The 18,209-nt window shown below is 72.2% G+C and carries 20 protein-coding genes; 14 read left to right on the plus strand and 6 right to left on the minus strand.

Translation table 11 applies throughout. The features are described 5' to 3' along the window. The first annotated feature begins 32 nt into the window (after positions 1–32). The 3 genes from K4G59_RS12625 (at position 33) to K4G59_RS12635 (ending at position 2,295) form a co-directional block, all read left to right on the plus strand. Positions 33–1,190, plus strand: a complete 1,158-nt coding sequence (locus K4G59_RS12625; RefSeq protein ID WP_231251407.1) for a fatty acid desaturase family protein — start codon at positions 33–35, stop codon at positions 1,188–1,190. A gap of 15 nt (positions 1,191–1,205) precedes the next feature. Then, positions 1,206–1,424 carry a hypothetical protein gene (locus tag K4G59_RS12630; protein WP_231251408.1) on the plus strand — a complete coding sequence of 73 codons (219 nt, stop codon included), beginning with the start codon at positions 1,206–1,208 and terminating at the stop codon, positions 1,422–1,424. A gap of 169 nt (positions 1,425–1,593) precedes the next feature. Further along, the gene (locus tag K4G59_RS12635) at positions 1,594–2,295 is read left to right on the plus strand and encodes an aspartate/glutamate racemase family protein (protein ID WP_269210048.1); all 702 of its coding nucleotides are present in this window, start codon (positions 1,594–1,596) and stop codon (positions 2,293–2,295) included. Between the two features lie 7 nt (positions 2,296–2,302). Here the strand turns inward: K4G59_RS12635 and K4G59_RS12640 are convergent, their stop codons facing one another. The 3 genes from K4G59_RS12640 to K4G59_RS12650 form a co-directional block, all read right to left on the minus strand. After that, positions 2,303–3,172, minus strand: coding sequence for a phosphotransferase family protein (locus K4G59_RS12640; RefSeq protein ID WP_231251409.1), 870 nt, complete (start codon positions 3,170–3,172; stop codon positions 2,303–2,305). A 108-nt stretch (positions 3,173–3,280) separates the two neighbouring features. Then, a complete protein-coding gene (locus K4G59_RS12645) occupies positions 3,281–4,321 on the minus strand; it encodes a 1-aminocyclopropane-1-carboxylate deaminase (protein WP_231251410.1) in 1,041 nt (346 codons plus the stop codon). Then, positions 4,318–5,016 carry a GntR family transcriptional regulator gene (locus K4G59_RS12650; RefSeq protein ID WP_231251411.1) on the minus strand — a complete coding sequence of 233 codons (699 nt, stop codon included), beginning with the start codon at positions 5,014–5,016 and terminating at the stop codon, positions 4,318–4,320. The genes K4G59_RS12645 and K4G59_RS12650 overlap by 4 nt, the downstream gene beginning before the upstream one ends. Positions 5,017–5,164: 148 nt before the next feature. On the opposite strand from K4G59_RS12650, the gene K4G59_RS12655 reads away from it, so the two are divergent. From K4G59_RS12655 to K4G59_RS12665, 3 genes are all read left to right on the plus strand, one after another. Further along, a complete protein-coding gene (locus K4G59_RS12655) occupies positions 5,165–6,187 on the plus strand; it encodes an LLM class flavin-dependent oxidoreductase (RefSeq protein WP_231251412.1) in 1,023 nt (340 codons plus the stop codon). A gap of 91 nt (positions 6,188–6,278) precedes the next feature. Further along, positions 6,279–6,494: a hypothetical protein gene (locus K4G59_RS12660; RefSeq protein ID WP_231251413.1), complete on the plus strand. Its 216-nt coding sequence runs from the start codon at positions 6,279–6,281 to the stop codon at positions 6,492–6,494. Positions 6,495–6,514: 20 nt separating this feature from the next. Next, a complete protein-coding gene (locus K4G59_RS12665) occupies positions 6,515–7,171 on the plus strand; it encodes an SDR family oxidoreductase (RefSeq protein ID WP_231251414.1) in 657 nt (218 codons plus the stop codon). A 4-nt stretch (positions 7,172–7,175) separates the two neighbouring features. On the opposite strand, the gene K4G59_RS12670 is transcribed toward K4G59_RS12665, so the two are convergent. Further along, positions 7,176–7,391, minus strand: a complete 216-nt coding sequence (locus K4G59_RS12670; RefSeq protein ID WP_231251415.1) for a PLDc N-terminal domain-containing protein — start codon at positions 7,389–7,391, stop codon at positions 7,176–7,178. A 29-nt stretch (positions 7,392–7,420) separates the two neighbouring features. Further along, entirely contained in the window at positions 7,421–9,442 is a 2,022-nt protein-coding gene (gene paaZ / locus K4G59_RS12675; RefSeq protein WP_231251416.1) for a phenylacetic acid degradation bifunctional protein PaaZ, read from the minus strand. Positions 9,443–9,571: 129 nt separating this feature from the next. Here paaZ and paaA point away from each other — a divergent pair, with 129 nt between their 5' ends. The 6 genes from paaA to paaI are packed head-to-tail and all read left to right on the plus strand — an operon-like array spanning position 9,572 to position 13,878. Then, positions 9,572–10,537, plus strand: a complete 966-nt coding sequence (gene paaA, locus K4G59_RS12680; protein ID WP_231251417.1) for a 1,2-phenylacetyl-CoA epoxidase subunit PaaA — start codon at positions 9,572–9,574, stop codon at positions 10,535–10,537. Then, the gene (gene paaB / locus K4G59_RS12685) at positions 10,534–10,902 is read left to right on the plus strand and encodes a 1,2-phenylacetyl-CoA epoxidase subunit PaaB (RefSeq protein WP_425572362.1); all 369 of its coding nucleotides are present in this window, start codon (positions 10,534–10,536) and stop codon (positions 10,900–10,902) included. Before paaA ends, paaB begins: the two co-directional genes overlap by 4 nt. Positions 10,903–10,910: 8 nt before the next feature. Further along, the gene (gene paaC / locus K4G59_RS12690) at positions 10,911–11,864 is read left to right on the plus strand and encodes a 1,2-phenylacetyl-CoA epoxidase subunit PaaC (RefSeq protein WP_231251418.1); all 954 of its coding nucleotides are present in this window, start codon (positions 10,911–10,913) and stop codon (positions 11,862–11,864) included. After that, positions 11,861–12,349, plus strand: coding sequence for a 1,2-phenylacetyl-CoA epoxidase subunit PaaD (gene paaD, locus K4G59_RS12695; protein WP_231251419.1), 489 nt, complete (start codon positions 11,861–11,863; stop codon positions 12,347–12,349). Before paaC ends, paaD begins: the two co-directional genes overlap by 4 nt. Beyond that, positions 12,349–13,434, plus strand: a complete 1,086-nt coding sequence (gene paaE / locus K4G59_RS12700; RefSeq protein WP_231251420.1) for a 1,2-phenylacetyl-CoA epoxidase subunit PaaE — start codon at positions 12,349–12,351, stop codon at positions 13,432–13,434. The genes paaD and paaE overlap by 1 nt, the downstream gene beginning before the upstream one ends. 21 nt (positions 13,435–13,455) lie before the next feature. Continuing rightward, on the plus strand, positions 13,456–13,878 hold the full coding sequence (gene paaI, locus K4G59_RS12705; protein ID WP_231251421.1) for a hydroxyphenylacetyl-CoA thioesterase PaaI: 423 nt from the start codon (positions 13,456–13,458) through the stop codon (positions 13,876–13,878). Here paaI and K4G59_RS12710 read toward each other — a convergent pair. Beyond that, positions 13,799–14,467 (minus strand): TetR/AcrR family transcriptional regulator, encoded by a 669-nt coding sequence (locus K4G59_RS12710; protein WP_231251422.1) that lies wholly within the window; start codon positions 14,465–14,467, stop codon positions 13,799–13,801. The two genes, paaI and K4G59_RS12710, sit on opposite strands and share 80 nt — an antisense overlap. A 59-nt stretch (positions 14,468–14,526) precedes the next feature. On the opposite strand from K4G59_RS12710, the gene paaK reads away from it, so the two are divergent. Beyond that, positions 14,527–15,834, plus strand: coding sequence for a phenylacetate--CoA ligase PaaK (gene paaK / locus K4G59_RS12715; RefSeq protein WP_231251423.1), 1,308 nt, complete (start codon positions 14,527–14,529; stop codon positions 15,832–15,834). 202 nt (positions 15,835–16,036) lie between these two features. Further along, on the plus strand, positions 16,037–18,151 hold the full coding sequence (locus K4G59_RS12720) for a DEAD/DEAH box helicase (RefSeq protein WP_231251424.1): 2,115 nt from the start codon (positions 16,037–16,039) through the stop codon (positions 18,149–18,151). The last annotated feature ends 58 nt before the right edge of the window (positions 18,152–18,209 follow it).

An 18,209-nucleotide genomic window follows, 5' to 3' on the forward strand; every position in this document is an offset into this window, starting at 1 on the left:
ATGGCATCCGCACGTGCAGGGCACTGGGAGCGATGGCCTTCCTGCAGCACTCCCCGCTCCGACGCTCGTCCGCCGACCTCACGGACGCCGAGGTCGAGGAGATCGGCCGCACCCTGGACGCCCTGCGCGAGGAGGTGCTGGCCGACCGTGGCGCCCGCGACGCGGCGTACGTCCGGCGGGTGATCGCGGTCCAGCGGTGCCTCGAGGTCGGCGGGCGCGTGGTCCTGCTCGGCAGCCGCAGCCGCGTCGCCTGGTGGCTCGGCACCACCTCGCTGGCGCTCTCCAAGGTGCTGGACAACATGGAGATCGGGCACAACGTGCTGCACGGACAGTGGGACTGGATGCGCGACCCGCGGATCCACTCCTCGACGTGGGAGTGGGACCACGCCTCGGCCCCTGCGCAGTGGCAGCGAGCGCACAACGACCGCCACCACGCCAACACAAACGTGCTCGGCATGGACAACGACCTCGGCTACGGCATCCTGCGCGTGGACGAGGCGCAGGAGTGGGAGCCGCGGCACCTCGCGCAGCCGCTGTGGAACCTGGTGAACGCCTGCATCTTCGAGTACGGCATCGCGATGTACGACCTGGACCTGGGCGAGTCACTGCGCTCCGGCACGGGCTTCACACCGGAGCAGAAGGAGGAGATGCGCACGACCGGGCGTCGGGCCGGGCGCAGCGCGTTCCGCGACTACGTCCTGCACCCGCTGCTGTCGGCGCCGGCGGGCTCGGCCCGCACCACCCTGACCGCCAACCTGGTGGCCAACCTGGCGCGCAACGTCTGGAGCCACTCGGTGATCATGTGCGGGCACTTCCCCGAGGGCGTGGAGACCTTCGAGGTCGAAGAGGTCGACGCGCACGAGACGCGCGGACGGTGGTACCTCCGCCAGATGCTGGGCTCCGCCGACATCTCCGGCCCGCCGCTGCTCCACGTGCTGTGCGGCAACCTCTCGCACCAGATCGAGCACCACCTCTTCCCGGACCTGCCGAGCAACCGCTATGGCGAGCTGGCCGGCCCTGTCCGTGAGCTCTTCGAGCGTCACGGCCTGACCTACAACACCGCTCCGCTGTGGCGGCAGGTCGCCAGCGCCTGGCACAAGGTCCTGCGGCTGTCCCTCCCGCCGCATGCGGCAACCCCCAGGGGGTACCGGAGGACGCGGCGTCGAGCAGTGGCGCCGGCACCTGCATGACGGGAAGGCACCCCGATGAGCAGCGACGAACTGACTCCCCTTGCGACGGCAGAGGACCACTGCCTCGTCCACCACTTCATCCGCCAGCACGGCCGGAGACCCACGGCTGAGGAGCTGACTGCCCTCGCGCCGCCGGTTGTGGTGCCGGCTGCCCGTCCACCGGGGGATGCGCAGGCGCACGGGCTCGTGCGAGCCGTGCGCCGCGACGTCGCGCGGCTTCTCTCGCGGCTCTGACCGCGCCGTCGCGAGAACTCGCCGTGCCCGGGCTGCGAGACCGGCACGTGGTGATCAGGGGGCGCGGCGCCCCACGACCCGGGGGAAGCCGCCCCGCCGTGACCAGCGGTGCCACCATGCGGCCACGCCAGACCGGGTCACCGCCCCCGGTCGGTGTTCAATGGCCGCCATGGCGCACGCGATGCGGAAGGTCGGCCTTCTCGGCGGGATGAGCTGGGAGAGCTCGGCGCTCTACTACACGATCATCAACGAGGCCGTGCGCGAGCGCCTCGGGGGCTATCACTCGGCGCGCGTCGTGATGTCGTCGGTGGACTTCGCGGAGGTCGAGGCGATGCAGGCGGCGGGGGAGTGGGTCGCTGCCGGGGAGCTGCTCGCCGGCGAGGCCGCGGCGCTCGAGGCGGCGGGGGCGGAGTGCCTCGTGCTCTGCACCAACACGATGCACAAGGTCGCCGACGCGATCGAGGCTGCGACCACGGTGCCGCTCGTGCACATCGTCGACGTGACGGCGGCCGCCGTGCGCGCGGCGGGGCTCTCCCGGGTGGCGCTGCTCGGCACCCGCTTCACCATGGAGCAGTCCTTCGTGCGCGACCGCCTGGCCGCGCACGGGGTCGAGGCGCTCGTGCCGTCGGGCGAGGACCTCGAGACGGTGCACCGAGTGATCTACGACGAGCTCGTCCACGGGGTGGTGCGCGAGCCCTCGCGCGCGGCCTACGTCGAGGTGGTCGGCCGACTGGCGGACGCCGGCGCCGAGGGCGTCGTGCTCGGCTGCACGGAGATCGAGCTGCTGGTCGGTGCGGACGACGTCGACGTACCCGTCTTCGCCACCACGCGGCTGCACGCGCTCGCCGCGGTCGACCTCGCGCTCGGCTGAGGTCTGCTCACCCGACCTGCGCGACGACCTCGTGCAGCCAGCTGTCGAGGCGCGCGAGCTGCTCGGGCCGCCCGAACATCGGCGGCCTCCCGGGAGGCGGCAGGAACCCGACGGCATCCATCACGAGCCAGTAGGCTTCGCCGCGCCCGCCCGCTGCGTCGGCGTACGCCTCGAGGAAGGCCCGCGCCGGCAGGACGTCGTGGGCCACGGCGAGGTTCGAGGCGGCGTGCGCCGCGTCCAGCCAGGCGGGACCAGTCGAGGTCTCCACCCAGTCGACCACGCCGCTGATCGCGCCGTCCGACCACAGCAGGTTGCGGTGGCTGAAGTCGCGATGGAGGAACGTCGGCTCGTACGCCGGTGCGGGTCCGGCGAGCAGCCCGAACGCCCGACGCCACGACTCGGGGCGGCGCGACCATCCCGGCACCTCCCACTTCGCCGGCAACGCCCAGGACTGGAAGGTGCGGAACGGGTGCGGCGGGCGCTGCGCGTGGATCGTCACCAGCAGGTCGGCCATCGCGCGCGTCACGTGGTCGTCCGGTTCGCCCGTGGCCGAGCCGGGCAGGCGGGACATCAGGTGCGCGGCCACGCCCGCCACGGCGCCGTCCGCGTCGAGTGCCAGGCTGGTGGGTGCAGGCACCGGGGTGCCGGCCATCGCGAGCTGGGCGTCCCGCTCGCGTGCGGTGAGCTCGGCGCCGTGCGTGCGCCACGGCTCGTCGGTCATCAGCCGCAGCACGGACTCGCTGCCGTCCGCGTGCCGCAGCGCGAGCATCGACGAGGTCAGCCCGCCCTCGAGGGGCTCGGAGGTGAGGACCGGGGACCCGACCTCGGACGAGGCCCAGGCCAGGGCGGCGGTGAGGTCGACGGGTCGCTGCGGCATGTCCCCGACGCTAGCGAGCGCCGCACGTACGGCGGACCTGGCCCTCGAATCGGACTTCGGAGGGCCACATCTGCCACACGTGCGGCGGCCTCAGCTCTGCGAGCGGCCTCAGCCCTGCGCCGGCCAGAGGGAGTGGTAGGCGTTGATCGCCGGCTGCCCGCCGAGGTGGGCGTAGAGCACGTGCGAGTCGGCCGGGATGTCGCGGGACTCGACGAGGTCGATGAGCCCGGCGAGCGACTTCCCCTCGTAGACGGGGTCGGTGATCATTGCCTCGAGCTGCGCGCCGAGCGCCATCGCCTCCATCGTCGAGTCGACCGGCAGGCCGTAGAGCTCGCCGGCCCAACCCTCGAGCACCGTGATCTCGTCGTCGCGCAGGTCGCGGCCGAGCTCGATGAGCTCCGCGGTGTGACGCGCGATCCGGGCGACCTGGTCGCGCGTCTTCTCCAACGTGGCGCTCGCGTCGATCCCGATCACCCGGCGGCGTACGCCGGTGAGGTCCTCGAGCGCGGCGAAGCCGGCGATCATTCCGGCGTGCGTCGAGCCGGTGACGGTGCAGACCACGATCGTGTCGAACGTCAGGCCCAGCGCCTTCTCCTGCTCGGCCACCTCGAAGGCCCAGCTGGCGAACCCGAGGCCGCCGAGGCGGTGCTCGCTCGCGCCCGCCGGGATGGCGTACGGCGTGCCACCCGACTCCTCGACCTCCCGGATCGCGTCCTTCCACGAGTCGCGGATGCCGATGTCGAAGCCGGCCGGGTCGAGTCGCGAGTCGGCGCCCATCATCCGGCTGAGCAGGATGTTGCCGACCTGCGTGTTGGTGGGGTCGTCCCACGGCACCCACTTCTCCTGCACCAGGCGGCACTTGAGGCCGAGATGTGCGGCCACCGCTGCGACCTGACGGGTGTGGTTGGACTGGAAGCCGCCGATCGAGACGAGCGTGTCGGCGCCGCTCGCGAGCACGTCGGGGACGATGTACTCCAGCTTGCGGATCTTGTTGCCGCCGAAGGCCAGGCCGCTGTTGACGTCCTCGCGCTTGGCCCACACCTGCGCGCCCCCGCCGCGGGCCGCGAGGTGGTCGCTGAGCCGCCTCAGGTGGTGGACCGGCGAGGGGCCGAAGGTGAGCGGGTGGCGGGGGAACTGCTCGAGGATCACGGGATCTCCTGGGAGTCGGTGTCGGCACCGGCGTCGGTGTCGGTGTCGGGAATCAGGTCGGCGAGGTTCTGCCAGGTGCGGAAGGCCACGTCCGCCGCGGCCTCGGCGTCGCCGCTCGCGCACGCGTCGACCAGCCGGTCGTGCAGCCCGACCGACTCGGTGCCGGCGTGGGAGGCGAAGCGGCGGCGCTCGAGGCGGCGTACGACCGGGCTGAACTGGTCGAGCACGGTGGCGAGCGCGCGGTTGCCGGCGACGTCGACGGCCACCCGGTGGAAGTCGTCGTCCGCGGCGAGCGCGGCCGTGGTGTCCCTGTCGGCGATGGCGGCGGCGAAGCGACGGTTGGCCGCTCGCATCCGGTCGAGGTCGTCGGCGGTGAGCCGGTCGACCGACTCGGCGACGGCGAGGCGGTGCATGGCGACCACGACGGCGTGCGCCTCCCTGACCTCGGCGAGGTCGATCTCGGCGACGACGGTCGAGCGACCGGGGGCGGCGCGGACCAGGCCGCTCTCGCCCAGGCGTAGCAGCGCCTCGCGCACGGGCGTACGGCTCACGCCGAGGCGCGCGGCCAGGTCGGTGTCGCGGACCACCTCACCCGGCGCGAGGGAGCCGTCGACGATCAGGTCGCGCAGCCGGTCGTGGACGGTGTCGCGCAGCAGGGCACTGCGGATCGGGGGACTGTCGACCGGGATGGGCATGCAATATATTGCACATCGCACGACGGTTCCGGTCAAGGGGTAGTCCACCGGGACCTGGTCGTCAGGCAGCGTCCTGAACGACCGTTTCCCGGTGGACTACCACGCCCGGCGGCGGGAACAATCCGGGTGGTTGAGCGTTGAACCAGTCATGAAGAAGATCGGGTTCCTGAACTTCGGCCACTGGACCGACTCCCCGCAGTCCGCGGTGCGGAGCGCCTCCGACACGCTCCTGCAGTCGATCGACCTCGCGGTGGCCGCCGAGGAGCTGGGTGCGGACGGCGCCTACTTCCGCGTGCACCACTTCGCGCGGCAGCTCGCCTCGCCGTTCCCGCTGCTCGCCGCAGTCGGCGCCCGCACCAGCCGCATCGAGATCGGCACGGGCGTGATCGACATGCGCTACGAGAACCCGCTCTACATGGCCGAGGACGCCGGCTCCGCCGACCTCATCTCCGGTGGCCGCCTCCAGCTCGGCATCAGCCGTGGATCACCGGAGCAGGTCATCGAGGGCTGGCGCTACTTCGGCTACGCCCCTGCTGAGGGCGAGGACCAGGCCGACATGGCCCGCCGCCACACCGAGGTGCTCCTCCAGGTGCTGGAGGGGGAGGGGTTCGCCCAGCCCAACCCGCGCCCGATGTTCCCCAACCCGCCCGGGCTCCTGCGCATCGAGCCGCACTCACCGGGGTTGCGCGAGCGCATCTGGTGGGGCGCCGCATCGGACGCCACCGCGCGCTGGGCGGCGGAGAAGGGCATGCACCTGATGAGCTCGACGCTCAAGGCGGACGAGACCGGCGAGCCCTTCCACGTGCAGCAGCGCAAGCAGATCGAGGTCTACCGCGAGGCGTGGAAGGCGGCTGGCCACGACGGCGAGCCGCGCGTGTCGGTGAGCCGGTCGATCATGCCGATCACCACCGACCTCGACCGGATGTACTTCGGCCGCGAGGGCGCCAGCACCGACCAGTTCGGCCAGATCGAGGCCAACCTCCGCGCGGTCTTCGGCAAGACGTACGCCGCCGAGCCGGAGATCCTGGTCAAGGAGCTGGCCGACGACGAGGCGATCGCGGCCGCCGACACCCTGCTGCTGACGGTGCCGAACCAGCTCGGCGTCGACTACAACGCCCACGTGCTCGAGACGGTGCTGACCCAGGTCGCGCCGCACCTCGGTTGGCGCTGACGTACCGCGATCCGGTTGTCCGCCCACCCGAGCAGGTGAGCCGCCCTTGGTCGGGGTGCTTGTCTGGGGAGACCGACACGAGGAGATGCAGATGACGCACCACGGCGGACACGACGAGAAGCACGACGACGAGCAGGACGGCCAGGTCTCCGAGCTGGCCGCCGCAGGCGGCGAGCCCGAGCCGATCAGCTCCGGTGACTCGGTGGCCGGCCAGCCCGACGACGAGTCCGGCGACGTGCAGGAGGGGGCCCAGGGGCCCAACGCGATTCCGGACGACCCGACGGGGGAGCACCCCCACAAGCCCTGAGCATGCGGTAGGAACGTGCCATGAGCAGACCTGCGATCGTGGTGGTCGGGGCCGGTCCCGGTGTGAGCGGGTCGGTGGCCCGACGCTTCGCCGAGGAGGGCTACGACGTGGCCCTCCTCGGCCAGGACCAGGCCGTCATCGATGACCTCGTGCCCGGTCTCGAGGCCCGCGGTGCGACGGTCGACCGTGCGGTCGTCGACGTCACCGACGAGCAGGCCGCGCGCGACGCCGTACGCCGCTTCGGTGAGCACGCCGGGCGCATCGACGTGCTGCACTTCAACCCCAGCGCCTTCCGCGAGAAGGACCCGCTGGCACTGACGGTCTCCGAGCTGCTCGAGGACCTCGCCCTCGGCGTCGGCGCGCTGCTGACGGTGGTGCAGGCCGCGCGGCCCTCCATGTCGTCGGGCGGACGGATCACCGTCACGGGCAGCATGGCAGCGGACGACCCGTGGGAGGGTGCGGCGTCGCTCGGCGTGCAGAAGGCGGGCGTGCGCAACCTGGTGCACAGCCTGGACAAGACCCTCGCGCCCGACGGCATCCGAGCGGTGTCGGTGACCGTGCGCGGTGCCCTGTCCCGCGAGGGTGCCTTCACCCCCGACCGGGTCGCCGAGGCGATCTGGTCGGCGGCCGCACGTGACGAGGACGGCTGGACCAGCGAGGTCTCCTACGCCGGGTGACCTGTCAGCGCCTGCGGCCCCACACCAGGTAGGCGATCGGCCCCACGGGCTGCACCGACAGCGCCGGACCCCACAGCAGCTTCGGGCCCCGCACCAGCTCGGCGGGTCGCTGCTTGAGGTCGCGCAGGCACCACGCGGTGAGGGCGACCTCCGCGATCCCCGTCACGACGACGATCCTCTTCTGGGTCGGGGTCATGTCGGACCACCTCTTCTTCGCCATGGTCCGAACGTATCGCGGTCGGCGCCGCGTCAGGGGGCCTCCTTGGCCACCAGCGTCAGCACGTCGTACGTCGCGACCGGCTCGTCGTCGCCGTTGACCACCAGGGCGTCCCAGCGGACCTCGCCGTAGTCGGCCGAGGAGCGCGGGGTGATCTGCTTGACCGTCAGCGTGACCCGGATCGCGTCGCCGGCCTTGACGGGGGTGAGGAAGCGGAGGTTGTCGACGCCGAAGTTCGCCAGCACCGGACCGGGCGCGGGGTCCACGAAGAGGCCGGCGGCCATCGAGACGATGAGGTAGCCGTGCGCGACGATCCCGCCGAAGAGCGGGTTCTGCGCCGCCGCCTCGGGGTCGGTGTGGGCGTAGAACGTGTCGCCGGTGAAGTCGGAGAAGTGGTCGATGTCCTCGCGCGAGATCGCGCGCGGCTCGGAGACGATCGTGTCGCCGACAGCGAGCGTCGCCAGCGAGTGGCGGAACGGGTGCTCGGGCGTGACCGTGCGCTGCGAACCGCGCGTCCAGCGACCGGTGATCGCGGTGAGCATGTCGGGCGAGGCCTGGATCGCCGAGCGCTGCATGTGGTGCAGCACCCCGCGCACGCCACCCAGCTCCTCGCCGCCGCCGGCGCGACCGGGCCCGCCGTGCACCAGCATCGGCAGCGGCGAGCCGTGGCCGGTCGACTCGGGCGCGTCGTCGCGGTCCAGGACCAGGATGCGGCCGTGCCACGGTGCCAGGCCGAGGACGAGGGCGCGGGCGACGCCGGGGTCGTGCGTCACGACGGAACCGACGAGCGAGCCCTTGCCGCGCGCGGCGAGCGCCATCGCCTCGTCGAGCGAGTCGTACGTCATCACCGTCGACACGGGCCCGAAGGGCTCGACGTCGTGGGGCTCGACCGCTCCGGCGCGGGCGCGCAGCAGCACCGGCGACATGAAGGCGCCCCGCCCGTCGTCGCCGGTGACCTCGACCTCGTCGAGCACGACGTCGCACGACGACCGCAGCGCCTCGACGGCCTTCCGGACCTCTTGGCGCTGGCCGAGCGAGGCGAGCGGACCCATCCGCACCGACTCGTCGTCCGGGTGCCCGACCGTGATCGAGGCGAGCCTGGTCCGGATCGCCTCGGTCATCTCGTCGGCGACCGCGGAGGGGACGACGACGCGGCGGATGGCGGTGCACTTCTGGCCGGCCTTGGCGGTCATCTCGGTGACGACACCCTTGACGAACAGGTCCCACTCGGGGTCTCCGGGAGCGACGTCTGGCCCAAGCACGGAGCAGTTCAGCGAGTCGGCCTCGACCTGGAGCTGCACGCCCCCGTGCAGCACCGACGGGTGCTGGCGCAGGATGCCGGCGGTGTGCGCCGAGCCGGTGAAGGCGACCGAGTCCTGGACGCCGAGGTGGTCGAGCAGGTCGCCCGCCGAGCCGGACAGCAGCTGGAGGGACCCCTCGGGCAGGATGCCCGACTCGATGATCCGGCGCACGACCAGCTCGGTGAGGTACGCCGTCTGGCTGGCCGGCTTGACGAGCGACGGGAGACCGGCGACGAAAGCCGGCGCGAGCTTCTCCAGCATGCCCCAGACGGGGAAGTTGAAGGCGTTGATCTGCACGGCCACGCCCGGGCGCGAGGTGTAGACGTGCTGGCCCATGAAGACGCCGGTGCGGCCGAGCTGCTCGAGGTCGCCGTCACACACGACGACGTCGTTGGGGAGCTCGCGGCGGCTCTTGGAGGAGTAGCTGAAGACCGTGCCGAACCCGCCGTCGATGTCGATCATCGAGTCGCGCCGCGTCGCCCCGGTGCGCAGCGACAGCTCGTAGAGCTCGTCCTTGAGACCCGTCAGGTGGGTCGCGAGCTCCTTGAGGAGCAGGGCGCGCTCGTGGAAGGTCAGCGCGCGGATGGCGGGCCCGCCCACGCTGCGGGCGTGGTGGGCCATGGCGCCGAGGTCGAGGCCGGTGCTGGAGATGCGCGCGACCTCTTCGCCCGTGGAGGCGTCGAGCAGTGGGTCGCCCTCCGCCGTGGAGGTGAACCAGCGTCCTGCGGCATAGCTCTCGAGCAAACGGGTCACGACGACTCCATCGGGTCCGGGGGAGGGGCGGCGCACGCGGGTGCTCCCCGGGTGCTTGCACGCACGGGGCGCGTCGTGCAAAAGTAATACAGACCGTTCGGTCAGTAAAGCCCATCCGGAGGAGGAGCGGTGACCACGAGCGACACGGCGACCGACGCCCAGCTGTCCGCGCTGGAGACGCGCTTCGAGGACACGATCGCGCGCAGCGAGCGCATCGAGCCCCGCGACTGGATGCCGGAGGGATACCGCAAGACCCTCGTGCGCCAGATCGCCCAGCACGCGCACAGCGAGATCATCGGCATGCAGCCGGAGGGCAACTGGATCACCCGTGCCCCGAGCCTGCGCCGCAAGGCGATCCTGCTGGCCAAGGTGCAGGACGAGGCCGGCCACGGGCTCTACCTCTACTCCGCCGCCGAGACCCTCGGCGTCTCGCGGGGCGAGCTCACCGAGATGCTCATCGAGGGCCGCCAGAAGTACTCGTCGATCTTCAACTACCCCACGCTGTCGTACGCCGACGTCGGCACCATCGGCTGGTTGGTCGACGGTGCGGCGATCTGCAACCAGGTGCCGCTGTGCCGCACGTCGTACGGCCCCTACGGCCGCGCGATGATCCGGGTGTGCAAGGAGGAGTCCTTCCACCAGCGCCAGGGCTACGAGCTGCTGATGACCATGATGCAGGGCACCGACGAGCAGCGCGCGATGGTGCAGGAGTCGGTCGACCGGTTCTGGTGGCCGGCGCTGATGATGTTCGGCCCGCCCGACGAGGACTCGCCCAACACCGCCCAGTCGATGGCGTGGGGCATCAAGCGCAACACCAACGACGACCTGCGCCAGCGCTTCGTCGACATGTCGGTGCCGCAGGCCGAGGCCCTCGGCGTCACCTTTCCCGACCCGGACCTGAAGTGGAACGCCGAGCGCGGGCACCACGACTTCGGCGAGCCGGACTGGGAGGAGTTCATGCAGGTCGTGAAGGGCAACGGTCCGTGCAACGCCCAGCGCATCGCCCACCGCCGCGCGGCCCACGAGGACGGCGCCTGGGTCCGTGAGGCGGCCCTGGCGTTCGCCGACCGCCAGCGAGAGGCGGCGCGCGCGTGAGCGGGCAGGACTTCACCGCCGAGGGCGGTCACGGCGCGGTCCCGCTGGAGGGTGTCCCCGCGGCCAAGGCGGGCCACGGCTCGGAGCGCGAGTGGCCCCTCTACGAGGTGTTCGTGCGCGGCAAGCGCGGGCTCAACCACGTCCACGTCGGCTCGCTGCACGCCGCCGACGACGAGATGGCGCTGCGGCACGCCCGCGACGTCTACACCCGCCGCAACGAGGGCGTCAGCGTCTGGGTCGTGCAGGCGCGCCACGTCGCGGCGTCGAGCCCGGACGAGAAGGACCCGATGTTCGCCCCGAGCGGCGACAAGGTCTACCGCCACCCCACCTTCTACTCCATCCCCGACGACGTCCCGCACATGTGAGGAACCCGATGTCGCACCTCACCCCCGACCCCAACGAGTCCGCGGGCAGCGCCTACGACGGCCTGCTCGAGCACCACGAGGTCGCCGGAGACTCCTCCCAGTGGGCCTTCGGCACCGACTTCGAGGACCCGCTCGCCGGCGTCGACACCACGGTCCCCGCCGACGTCGACCCGGCGGCCCTGGCGGTCTACTGCCTGATGCTGGGCGACGACGCGCTCGTGATGTCGCACCGGCTCTCGGAGTGGTGCAGCCGTGCCCCCGACCTCGAGGAGGACATCGCGCTGGCCAACACCGCGCTCGACCTCCTGGGCCAGGCCCGGCTCCTGCTGGCGCGCGCCGCGGCCGCCGACCCCGGCGTCGTGCCTGCGCTGCCCGAGGGCTCCCCGGTCCCGGCCGAGGACGCACTGGCGTTCTTCCGCGAGGCCGGCGACTTCCGCAACGTCCGGCTCGCGGAGGTCCCCAACGGCGACTTCGCGCACACGGTCGTGCGGCTCCTGCTCTTCTCCAGCGTGCGGCTCGCCCTGTTCGAGCAGCTCGCCTCCAGCAGCGACCCGGTCCTGTCGGCCATTGCGGTCAAGGGCGTCAAGGAGCTGGCCTACCACCGCGACTACGCGGGTCGCTGGTTCCTCACGCTCGCCCAGGGCACGGACGAGTCACGCCACCGCCTCGAGGAGGCGCTGCGCGATCTCTGGCCGCTCTACCCCGAGCTCCTCACCACGCACCCGGTCGAGCAGGTCGTGTCCGAGGCCGGCGTCGGCGTCGCGCCGGACTCCGTGGCCAGTGCGGTCGAGGTGGTGCTCGAGCAGGTGCTCGCCGTGAGCGAGGTCGACCGGCCCCAGGGCCAGCCGCTGGCCGGCGTACGCGGTCGCACCGGGCGCGACGGCCTGCACTCCGAGGCGCTCTCGCGGATGCTCGCCGAGATGCAGGTCGTGGCGCGCGCCCACCCCACGGGCCGGTGGTGAACGTGCGCGCGCGCGAGGTCGCCGCGTCGGTCACCGACCCCGAGATGCCGATGCTGACGCTCGAGGACCTCGGCGTGCTGCGCGGGGTGCGCGAGGAGGCGGACGGTGTCGTCGTCACGATCACCCCCACCTACTCCGGCTGCCCGGCGATGGCCACGATGCGCGACGACCTGGTCCACCGACTCGCCGACGCCGGCTACGCCGCCACGGTGGAGGTCTCGCTCTCCCCGGCGTGGTCCAGCGACTGGATCACCGACCGCGGCCGGCAGGCGCTGCGCGACCACGGCCTCTCCGCCCCCGGTCCCGCACCGCACCGCGCCGGACCCGTCCCGCTGACGCTCCTGCCCGTGCGTCGCGACCTCACCTGCCCGCGCTGCGCCTCGGCCGCGGTGGAGCTGACCTCGGAGTTCGGCGCCACCGCCTGCAAGGCCCTCTACCGCTGCACCGCGTGCGCGGAGCCCTTCGAGCACGTCAAGGAGATCTGATGACCGTCCTCGACACCCCACGGCGTACGCGCTCGGCGGCCTTCCACACGCTCACCGTGGCCCGCGTCGAGCCGCTGACCGACGACTCCGCCGCGATCACCTTCGACGTCCCGGCCGACCTGGCGGGGGAGTACGACTTCGCGCCCGGGCAGTCGCTGACCCTGCGGCGCACAATGGACGGGCGCGAGGAGCGCCGCACCTACTCGATCTGTGCCCCCGCGGGCGCGGCCCCGCGCATCGGCGTGCGGGAGATCCCGGACGGCCTGTTCTCCCGCTGGTTGGTGCGGGAGGTCCGTCCCGGCGACGAGGTCGACGTGCAGGTCCCCAGCGGCAGCTTCACCGTCGATCCCGCCACCGGTGGTCGGCACCTGTGCCTCGCCGCGGGCTCCGGGATCACCCCGATGCTGTCGATCGCGGGGTCCCTGCTCGCGGGCGGGGACGCCGAGGTGGCGCTCGTATACGGCAACCGCACGACCTCCTCGGTGATGTTCTCCGAGGAGCTCGGCGACCTCAAGAACGCCCACGGCGCGCGCCTGCAGCTGGTGCACGTGCTGTCGCGGGAGCCGCGCGACGTCGAGCTGTTCTCCGGACGGCTCGACGCCGACCGGATCCGGCGCATCCTCACCTCGCTGCTCCCGGTCGACCGGTTCGACCACGTGTGGCTGTGCGGGCCGTACGCCATGGTCGAACAGGCCCGCGAGGTGCTGCGCGAGCTGGGTGTGGCCGACGACCAGGTGCACGCCGAGCTGTTCTACGTCGACGCGCCGCCGCCCGAGCTCCACCGCCCCGTCGCGGTGCGCGAGGGCGCGACGACCGACGTGACGGTGGTGCTCGACGGCCTCTCGGCCACTGCGGCGCTGCCACAGGACCAGAGCATCCTCGACAGCGCCCAGGCGACGCGCTCGGACCTGCCCTTCGCCTGCAAGGGCGGCGTGTGCGGCACCTGCCGCGCGAAGGTGGTCGAGGGTGAGGTCGACATGCGCCGCAACTACGCCCTCGAGCCCGCCGAGGTGGAGGCCGGGTTCGTCCTGACCTGCCAGAGCTTCCCGCTCGGGGACGCCGTCACCGTCGACTTCGACGCCTAGGCCGACGTGCACGACGCGGCGATGGGGATGTGGGCCGACGACGCGGCGAGCGCGATGCTCGGCATGCAGGCCGTCAAGGTCGCTCCCGGTCGCGCGCGGGTGTCGATGCTCGTGCGCCCCGACATGGTCAACGGCCACGACCTCTGCCACGGCGGGGTGATCGCGAGCCTGGCCGACTCCGCCTTCGCACTGGCCTGCAACTCCCACGGCCCGGTGACGGTGGCGGCGGGGTTCGCGATCGACTTCCTCCTGCCGGGACGGCTCGGCCAGGTCCTCCACGCCGAGGCGCGCGAGGTCTCGCGGCACGGCCGGTCGGGGATCTACGACGTCACGGTGCGCGCCGACGACCCGGAGGCCGGCGAGGTCATCGCGGAGTTCCGCGGCCGGAGCCGGACCCTGCCTGATTCGAGGGGCGCCGACCGGGGGAGTGCGCCCCGTGCGTGAGCCCGTCGAAGGCCAGCGCCACGACGGCATCGGTCAGCGGTGCCGCATCGGTGCCCGGGCGCACCCACTCGACCAACGAGTTCACCATCCCGAAGAGCAGCCGGCTGATCACGAGCGGGTCGAGGTCGTCGCGGAGCACGCCGTCGTCGACCGCCTCGCGGACCATGTCGGCCAGCCGCTGGTCGATGCCGCGCCGCCGTGCGAGCGCCGCCTTCTCCACCGGGGTGTTGCCGTGCACGCGCAGCAACAGGGTCACTGCGGGCAGGTGGTCGACCAGCACGGTCACGCTGCTGCGTACGGCGGCGCGCAGGCGCTGCTCGGCGTCGAGGCCAGCGGTGGCCGAGACGGCGTCGAGCGCCGCGGTCAGCGCGTCGAGGGCCTCGTCCACGGCGCTCTGGAGCAGGTGCTCCTTGCTCGGCACGTGGTGGTAGATCGCCGACTTCGTCAGCCCCAGCTCCCTGGCCACGTCGCCGACGCTCGTGGCGTCGTAGCCCTGCCGGTTGAAGAGGTCGACGGCCACCCGCACGACGGCCTGCTGGTCGTGACCGGGGCGTCCCCGGCGCGACGCGCCCTCCGACCTGTCTGCCATGCCGGACACCTTCCCACGACCGACAGTCCCGACACGCCCGCGACCCGGAGGACCACACCGTGCTCGACCTGACACCCCGGCCCGGCGACCTCGACCCGATCGAGACCGCACCGCTGGAGGACCTGCGCGCACTGCAGCTCGAGCGGCTCCGGTGGTCGGTGCGCCACGCCTACGACCACGTCGCCCACTACCGCCGCGCCTTCGACGCGGCCGGCGTCGGCCCGGACGACATCAGGTCGCTGGCCGACCTGGCCCGGCTGCCGTTCACGACCAAGGCGACGCTGCGCGACAACTACCCGTTCGGCATGTTCGCGGTGCCGCGCGAGGACGTCGTACGCCTCCATGCCTCCAGCGGCACGACCGGCAAGCCGACCGTGGTCGGCTACACCCACGACGACCTCGACATGTGGGCCGACGTCGTCGCCCGGTCCATCCGCGCGGCGGGTGGGCGGCGCGGGATGGTGCTGCACAACGCCTACGGCTACGGGCTCTTCACCGGCGGTCTCGGCGCCCACGGCGGGGCCGAGCGCCTCGGTTGCACGGTCGTGCCTGTGTCCGGCGGAATGACGCAACGCCAGGTGCAGCTGATCCTCGACTTCGAGCCCGACGTGATCATGGTGACGCCGTCCTACATGCTCTCGATCATCGACGAGCTCGAGGCGCAGGGCGTCGACCCGCGCTCGACCTCGCTCAAGGTCGGGATCTTCGGCGCCGAGCCGTGGACCAACGACATGCGCCGCGAGATGGAGGAGCGCACCGACATGCACGCCGTCGACATCTACGGCCTGTCCGAGGTGATCGGTCCCGGCGTCGCGAGCGAGTGCGTGGAGACCAAGGACGGCCTGCACGTGTGGGAGGACCACTTCTACCCCGAGATCATCGATCCCGTGACCGGCGAGGTGCTGCCCGACGGTGAGGAGGGCGAGCTGGTCCTCACCACGCTCACCAAGCAGGCGATGCCGGTCATCCGCTACCGCACGCGCGACCTCACTCGGCTGCTGCCCGGCACCGCCCGCACGATGCGGCGGATGGAGAAGATCACCGGCCGCACCGACGACATGATCATCCTGCGCGGGGTGAACCTCTTCCCGACCCAGATCGAGGAGATCGTCCTCGGGCTGCCGGCGCTGTCGCCGCACTTCCAGTGCCACCTCGACCGCAGCGGCAACCTCGACACCCTCACCGTCCGCGTCGAGCGCCGCGAGCACACCACGCCGGACGAGGTCGCTGCCGCCGAGGCCGAGCTCGCCCGCAGGATCAAGGCGTCGATCGGTGTCAGCGTGACGGTGGACGTCGTCGACGTGGCGTCGATCGAGCGCTCGGTCGGCAAGATGCGCCGCATCGTCGACCACCGCCCGGCACGCTGATCTCCAGGACATTTACCGACAACCACCGGGCGGGGGCTACAGTGGTCGCAGCGTTCCAGACGCCGTGCCGCTGTGATCACCCCCGATCCGCCGGCCGCTGCGCACCTGACGCCCGCTCCACACCTCCACGCCGTGGCGTGCGGGCAGAGCCGCACCCGGGCTCGCCCTTGCTGCGACGCGTACCCAAGTCCGGGAGGACCCCTTGGCCCAGCGCCAGCGCTCACGCGGCGGTCGTCGCACCCCTGCGCAAGCCCGTCACAAGGACAACGAGGGCATCGTCCCCGTGCTGGCCCGCGCCGTGCGCGAGCTCGAGTCCGCCGTCCAGCGCGGACCGCTCGCGCCGGGGCAGCGGGTGCGGTTCCAGGTGGTGGCCCTGCTGGTGCGCGAGCACCGCGGCGACGTACGTGCCTCGTCCGAGCTGACCGACGCCCAGAAGGCCGACGAGCTCAAGCGCCTCGACGGCATCGCGACGATCCTCGCCAAGACCGCCACCCGCGACCCCTCGCTCTTCGCCCTGCTCTCGGAGGACGCAGTGGTCACCGACAGCGCCCGTGACCTGCGCCTGGAGATGCTGCGCAAGGCCGGGGTCGAGGTCGTCCCCGAGGAGCCCAAGCCCGACGACGAGGCCGGTCCCGGCCTCGGTGAGCGCCGGGTCGTCCCGCAGTCGGTCGTGCAGCACCAGCTGGCCAACCCGTTCCTCGTGCCCGACTTCGGCATCGGCCGCGAGCGCCGGCGCGTGCACGGCCGGTTGGCGACGTGGGAGCTCCTCGGCCCGCTGTTCCGCTCCTTCGAGCTCGGCGGCGCCTCCTCGTGCATGGACCTGCCCGAGGCCACCTCCCTCAACGCTCCCGGCAAGCTCGAGCTGATGCCCCACCAGGCGCGGCTGATCGCCTCGGCCGCTGAGGGCCACCGCACCTTCCTCCTCGCCGACGAGCCCGGCCTCGGCAAGACCGCGCAGGCGCTGCTCGCCGCGCAGGCCGCTGACGCCTTCCCGCTGCTCGTGGTGTGCCCCAACGTGGTCAAGACCAACTGGGCGCGCGAGACCGAGCGCTGGACCCCGCGTCGCCGCGCCACCGTGATCCACGGCGACGGCGACCGGGTCGACGCGTTCGCCGACGTCATCATCGTCAACTACGAGATCCTCGATCGCCACGTCGGCTGGCTCGGCGACTTCGGCTTCCGCGGGATGGTCGTCGACGAGGCCCACTTCATCAAGAACAAGACCTCGCAGCGCTCGCGCCACGTGCTCGAGCTCTCCGAGCGGTTGCGCGCCCGCACCGCGCGCCCGCTGCTGATGGCGCTCACGGGCACGCCGCTGATCAACGACATCGAGGACTTCCGCGCGATCTGGCAGTTCCTGGGCTGGATCGACGACACCATGCCGATGGCCCGGCTGATGGAGGCGCTCGAGGAGACCGAGCTGACGCCGGCCGACCCGCCGTTCTACCCGGCGGCGCGCAAGGCCGTCATCGACCAGGGCATCGTGCGCCGCCGCAAGGTCGACGTCGCCTCGGACATCCCGGCCCGCCGCATCGCCGACATCCCCGTCGAGCTCGACGACGAGGACACCCGCTCGATCCGGGGCGCGGAGCAGGAGCTCGCGCGCAGGCTCGTCCAGCGCTACAAGGCCGCGCTCGAGACCCGGCGTACCGGGTCCGTTGTGGAGGGCATCGACCACGAGCTCGTGCGCCGCGTCGCGACGTGGGAGCGCGAGGAGATGGACTCCGGCACCGGTGGGGAGAACGTCTTCTCGATGTTCCGCCGCATCGGCCGCGCGAAGGCCGGCCTCGCTGCCGACTACGCCGCCCAGCTGGCGCGCAACGTCGGCAAGGTGGTCTTCTTCGCCCGCCACGTCGACGTCATGGACATCGCCGAGGAGACCTTCACCCGGCGCGGGCTCAAGCACGCCTCGATCCGTGGCGACCAGTCGCCGAAGGCGCGCGAGCGCGCGATCGAGTCGTTCGTCAACGACCCCGACGTGCAGGTCATCGTCTGCTCGCTCGCCGCCGCCGGCGTGGGCGTGAACCTCCAGGTCGCGTCCAACGTGGTGCTCGCGGAGCTGTCGTGGACCGACGCCGAGCAGACCCAGGCGATCGACCGCGTGCACCGCATCGGCCAGAGCGACCCGGTCACGGCGTGGCGGATCATCGCCGCGCAGACCATCGACACCCGGATCGCGGAGCTCATCGACTCCAAGGCCGGGCTCGCGGCGCGGGCGCTCGACGGCTCCGACGAGGAGGTCTCGTCCTCGGCCAACATCCAGACCGAGGCCCTGGTCGCGTTGCTCACCGACGCGCTGGAGCGCGAGCTGGGCTGAGTCCCACCCCTGCGGACCTGCTGGGGACCCCCGGCCCTTGTCCCGCCGGTCCTCGGCC

Source organism: Nocardioides furvisabuli (assembly GCF_021083185.1).
Lineage (GTDB): Bacteria > Actinomycetota > Actinomycetes > Propionibacteriales > Nocardioidaceae > Nocardioides > Nocardioides furvisabuli.

What these genes read in the sequence shown, in the direction of transcription:
- K4G59_RS12625 (WP_231251407.1), top strand. Translation starts at nt 33, where the DNA reads ATGGCCTTCCTGCAGCACTCCCCGCTCCGACGCTCGTCCGCCGACCTC.
- K4G59_RS12630 (WP_231251408.1), top strand. Translation starts at nt 1,206, where the DNA reads ATGAGCAGCGACGAACTGACTCCCCTTGCGACGGCAGAGGACCACTGC.
- K4G59_RS12635 (WP_269210048.1), top strand. Translation starts at nt 1,594, where the DNA reads ATGGCGCACGCGATGCGGAAGGTCGGCCTTCTCGGCGGGATGAGCTGG.
- K4G59_RS12640 (WP_231251409.1), bottom strand. Translation starts at nt 3,172, where the DNA reads ATGCCGCAGCGACCCGTCGACCTCACCGCCGCCCTGGCCTGGGCCTCG.
- K4G59_RS12650 (WP_231251411.1), bottom strand. Translation starts at nt 5,016, where the DNA reads ATGCCCATCCCGGTCGACAGTCCCCCGATCCGCAGTGCCCTGCTGCGC.
- K4G59_RS12655 (WP_231251412.1), top strand. Translation starts at nt 5,165, where the DNA reads ATGAAGAAGATCGGGTTCCTGAACTTCGGCCACTGGACCGACTCCCCG.
- K4G59_RS12660 (WP_231251413.1), top strand. Translation starts at nt 6,279, where the DNA reads ATGACGCACCACGGCGGACACGACGAGAAGCACGACGACGAGCAGGAC.
- K4G59_RS12665 (WP_231251414.1), top strand. Translation starts at nt 6,515, where the DNA reads ATGAGCAGACCTGCGATCGTGGTGGTCGGGGCCGGTCCCGGTGTGAGC.
- K4G59_RS12670 (WP_231251415.1), bottom strand. Translation starts at nt 7,391, where the DNA reads ATGGCGAAGAAGAGGTGGTCCGACATGACCCCGACCCAGAAGAGGATC.
- paaC (WP_231251418.1), top strand. Translation starts at nt 10,911, where the DNA reads ATGTCGCACCTCACCCCCGACCCCAACGAGTCCGCGGGCAGCGCCTAC.
- paaE (WP_231251420.1), top strand. Translation starts at nt 12,349, where the DNA reads ATGACCGTCCTCGACACCCCACGGCGTACGCGCTCGGCGGCCTTCCAC.
- paaI (WP_231251421.1), top strand. Translation starts at nt 13,456, where the DNA reads ATGGGGATGTGGGCCGACGACGCGGCGAGCGCGATGCTCGGCATGCAG.
- K4G59_RS12710 (WP_231251422.1), bottom strand. Translation starts at nt 14,467, where the DNA reads ATGGCAGACAGGTCGGAGGGCGCGTCGCGCCGGGGACGCCCCGGTCAC.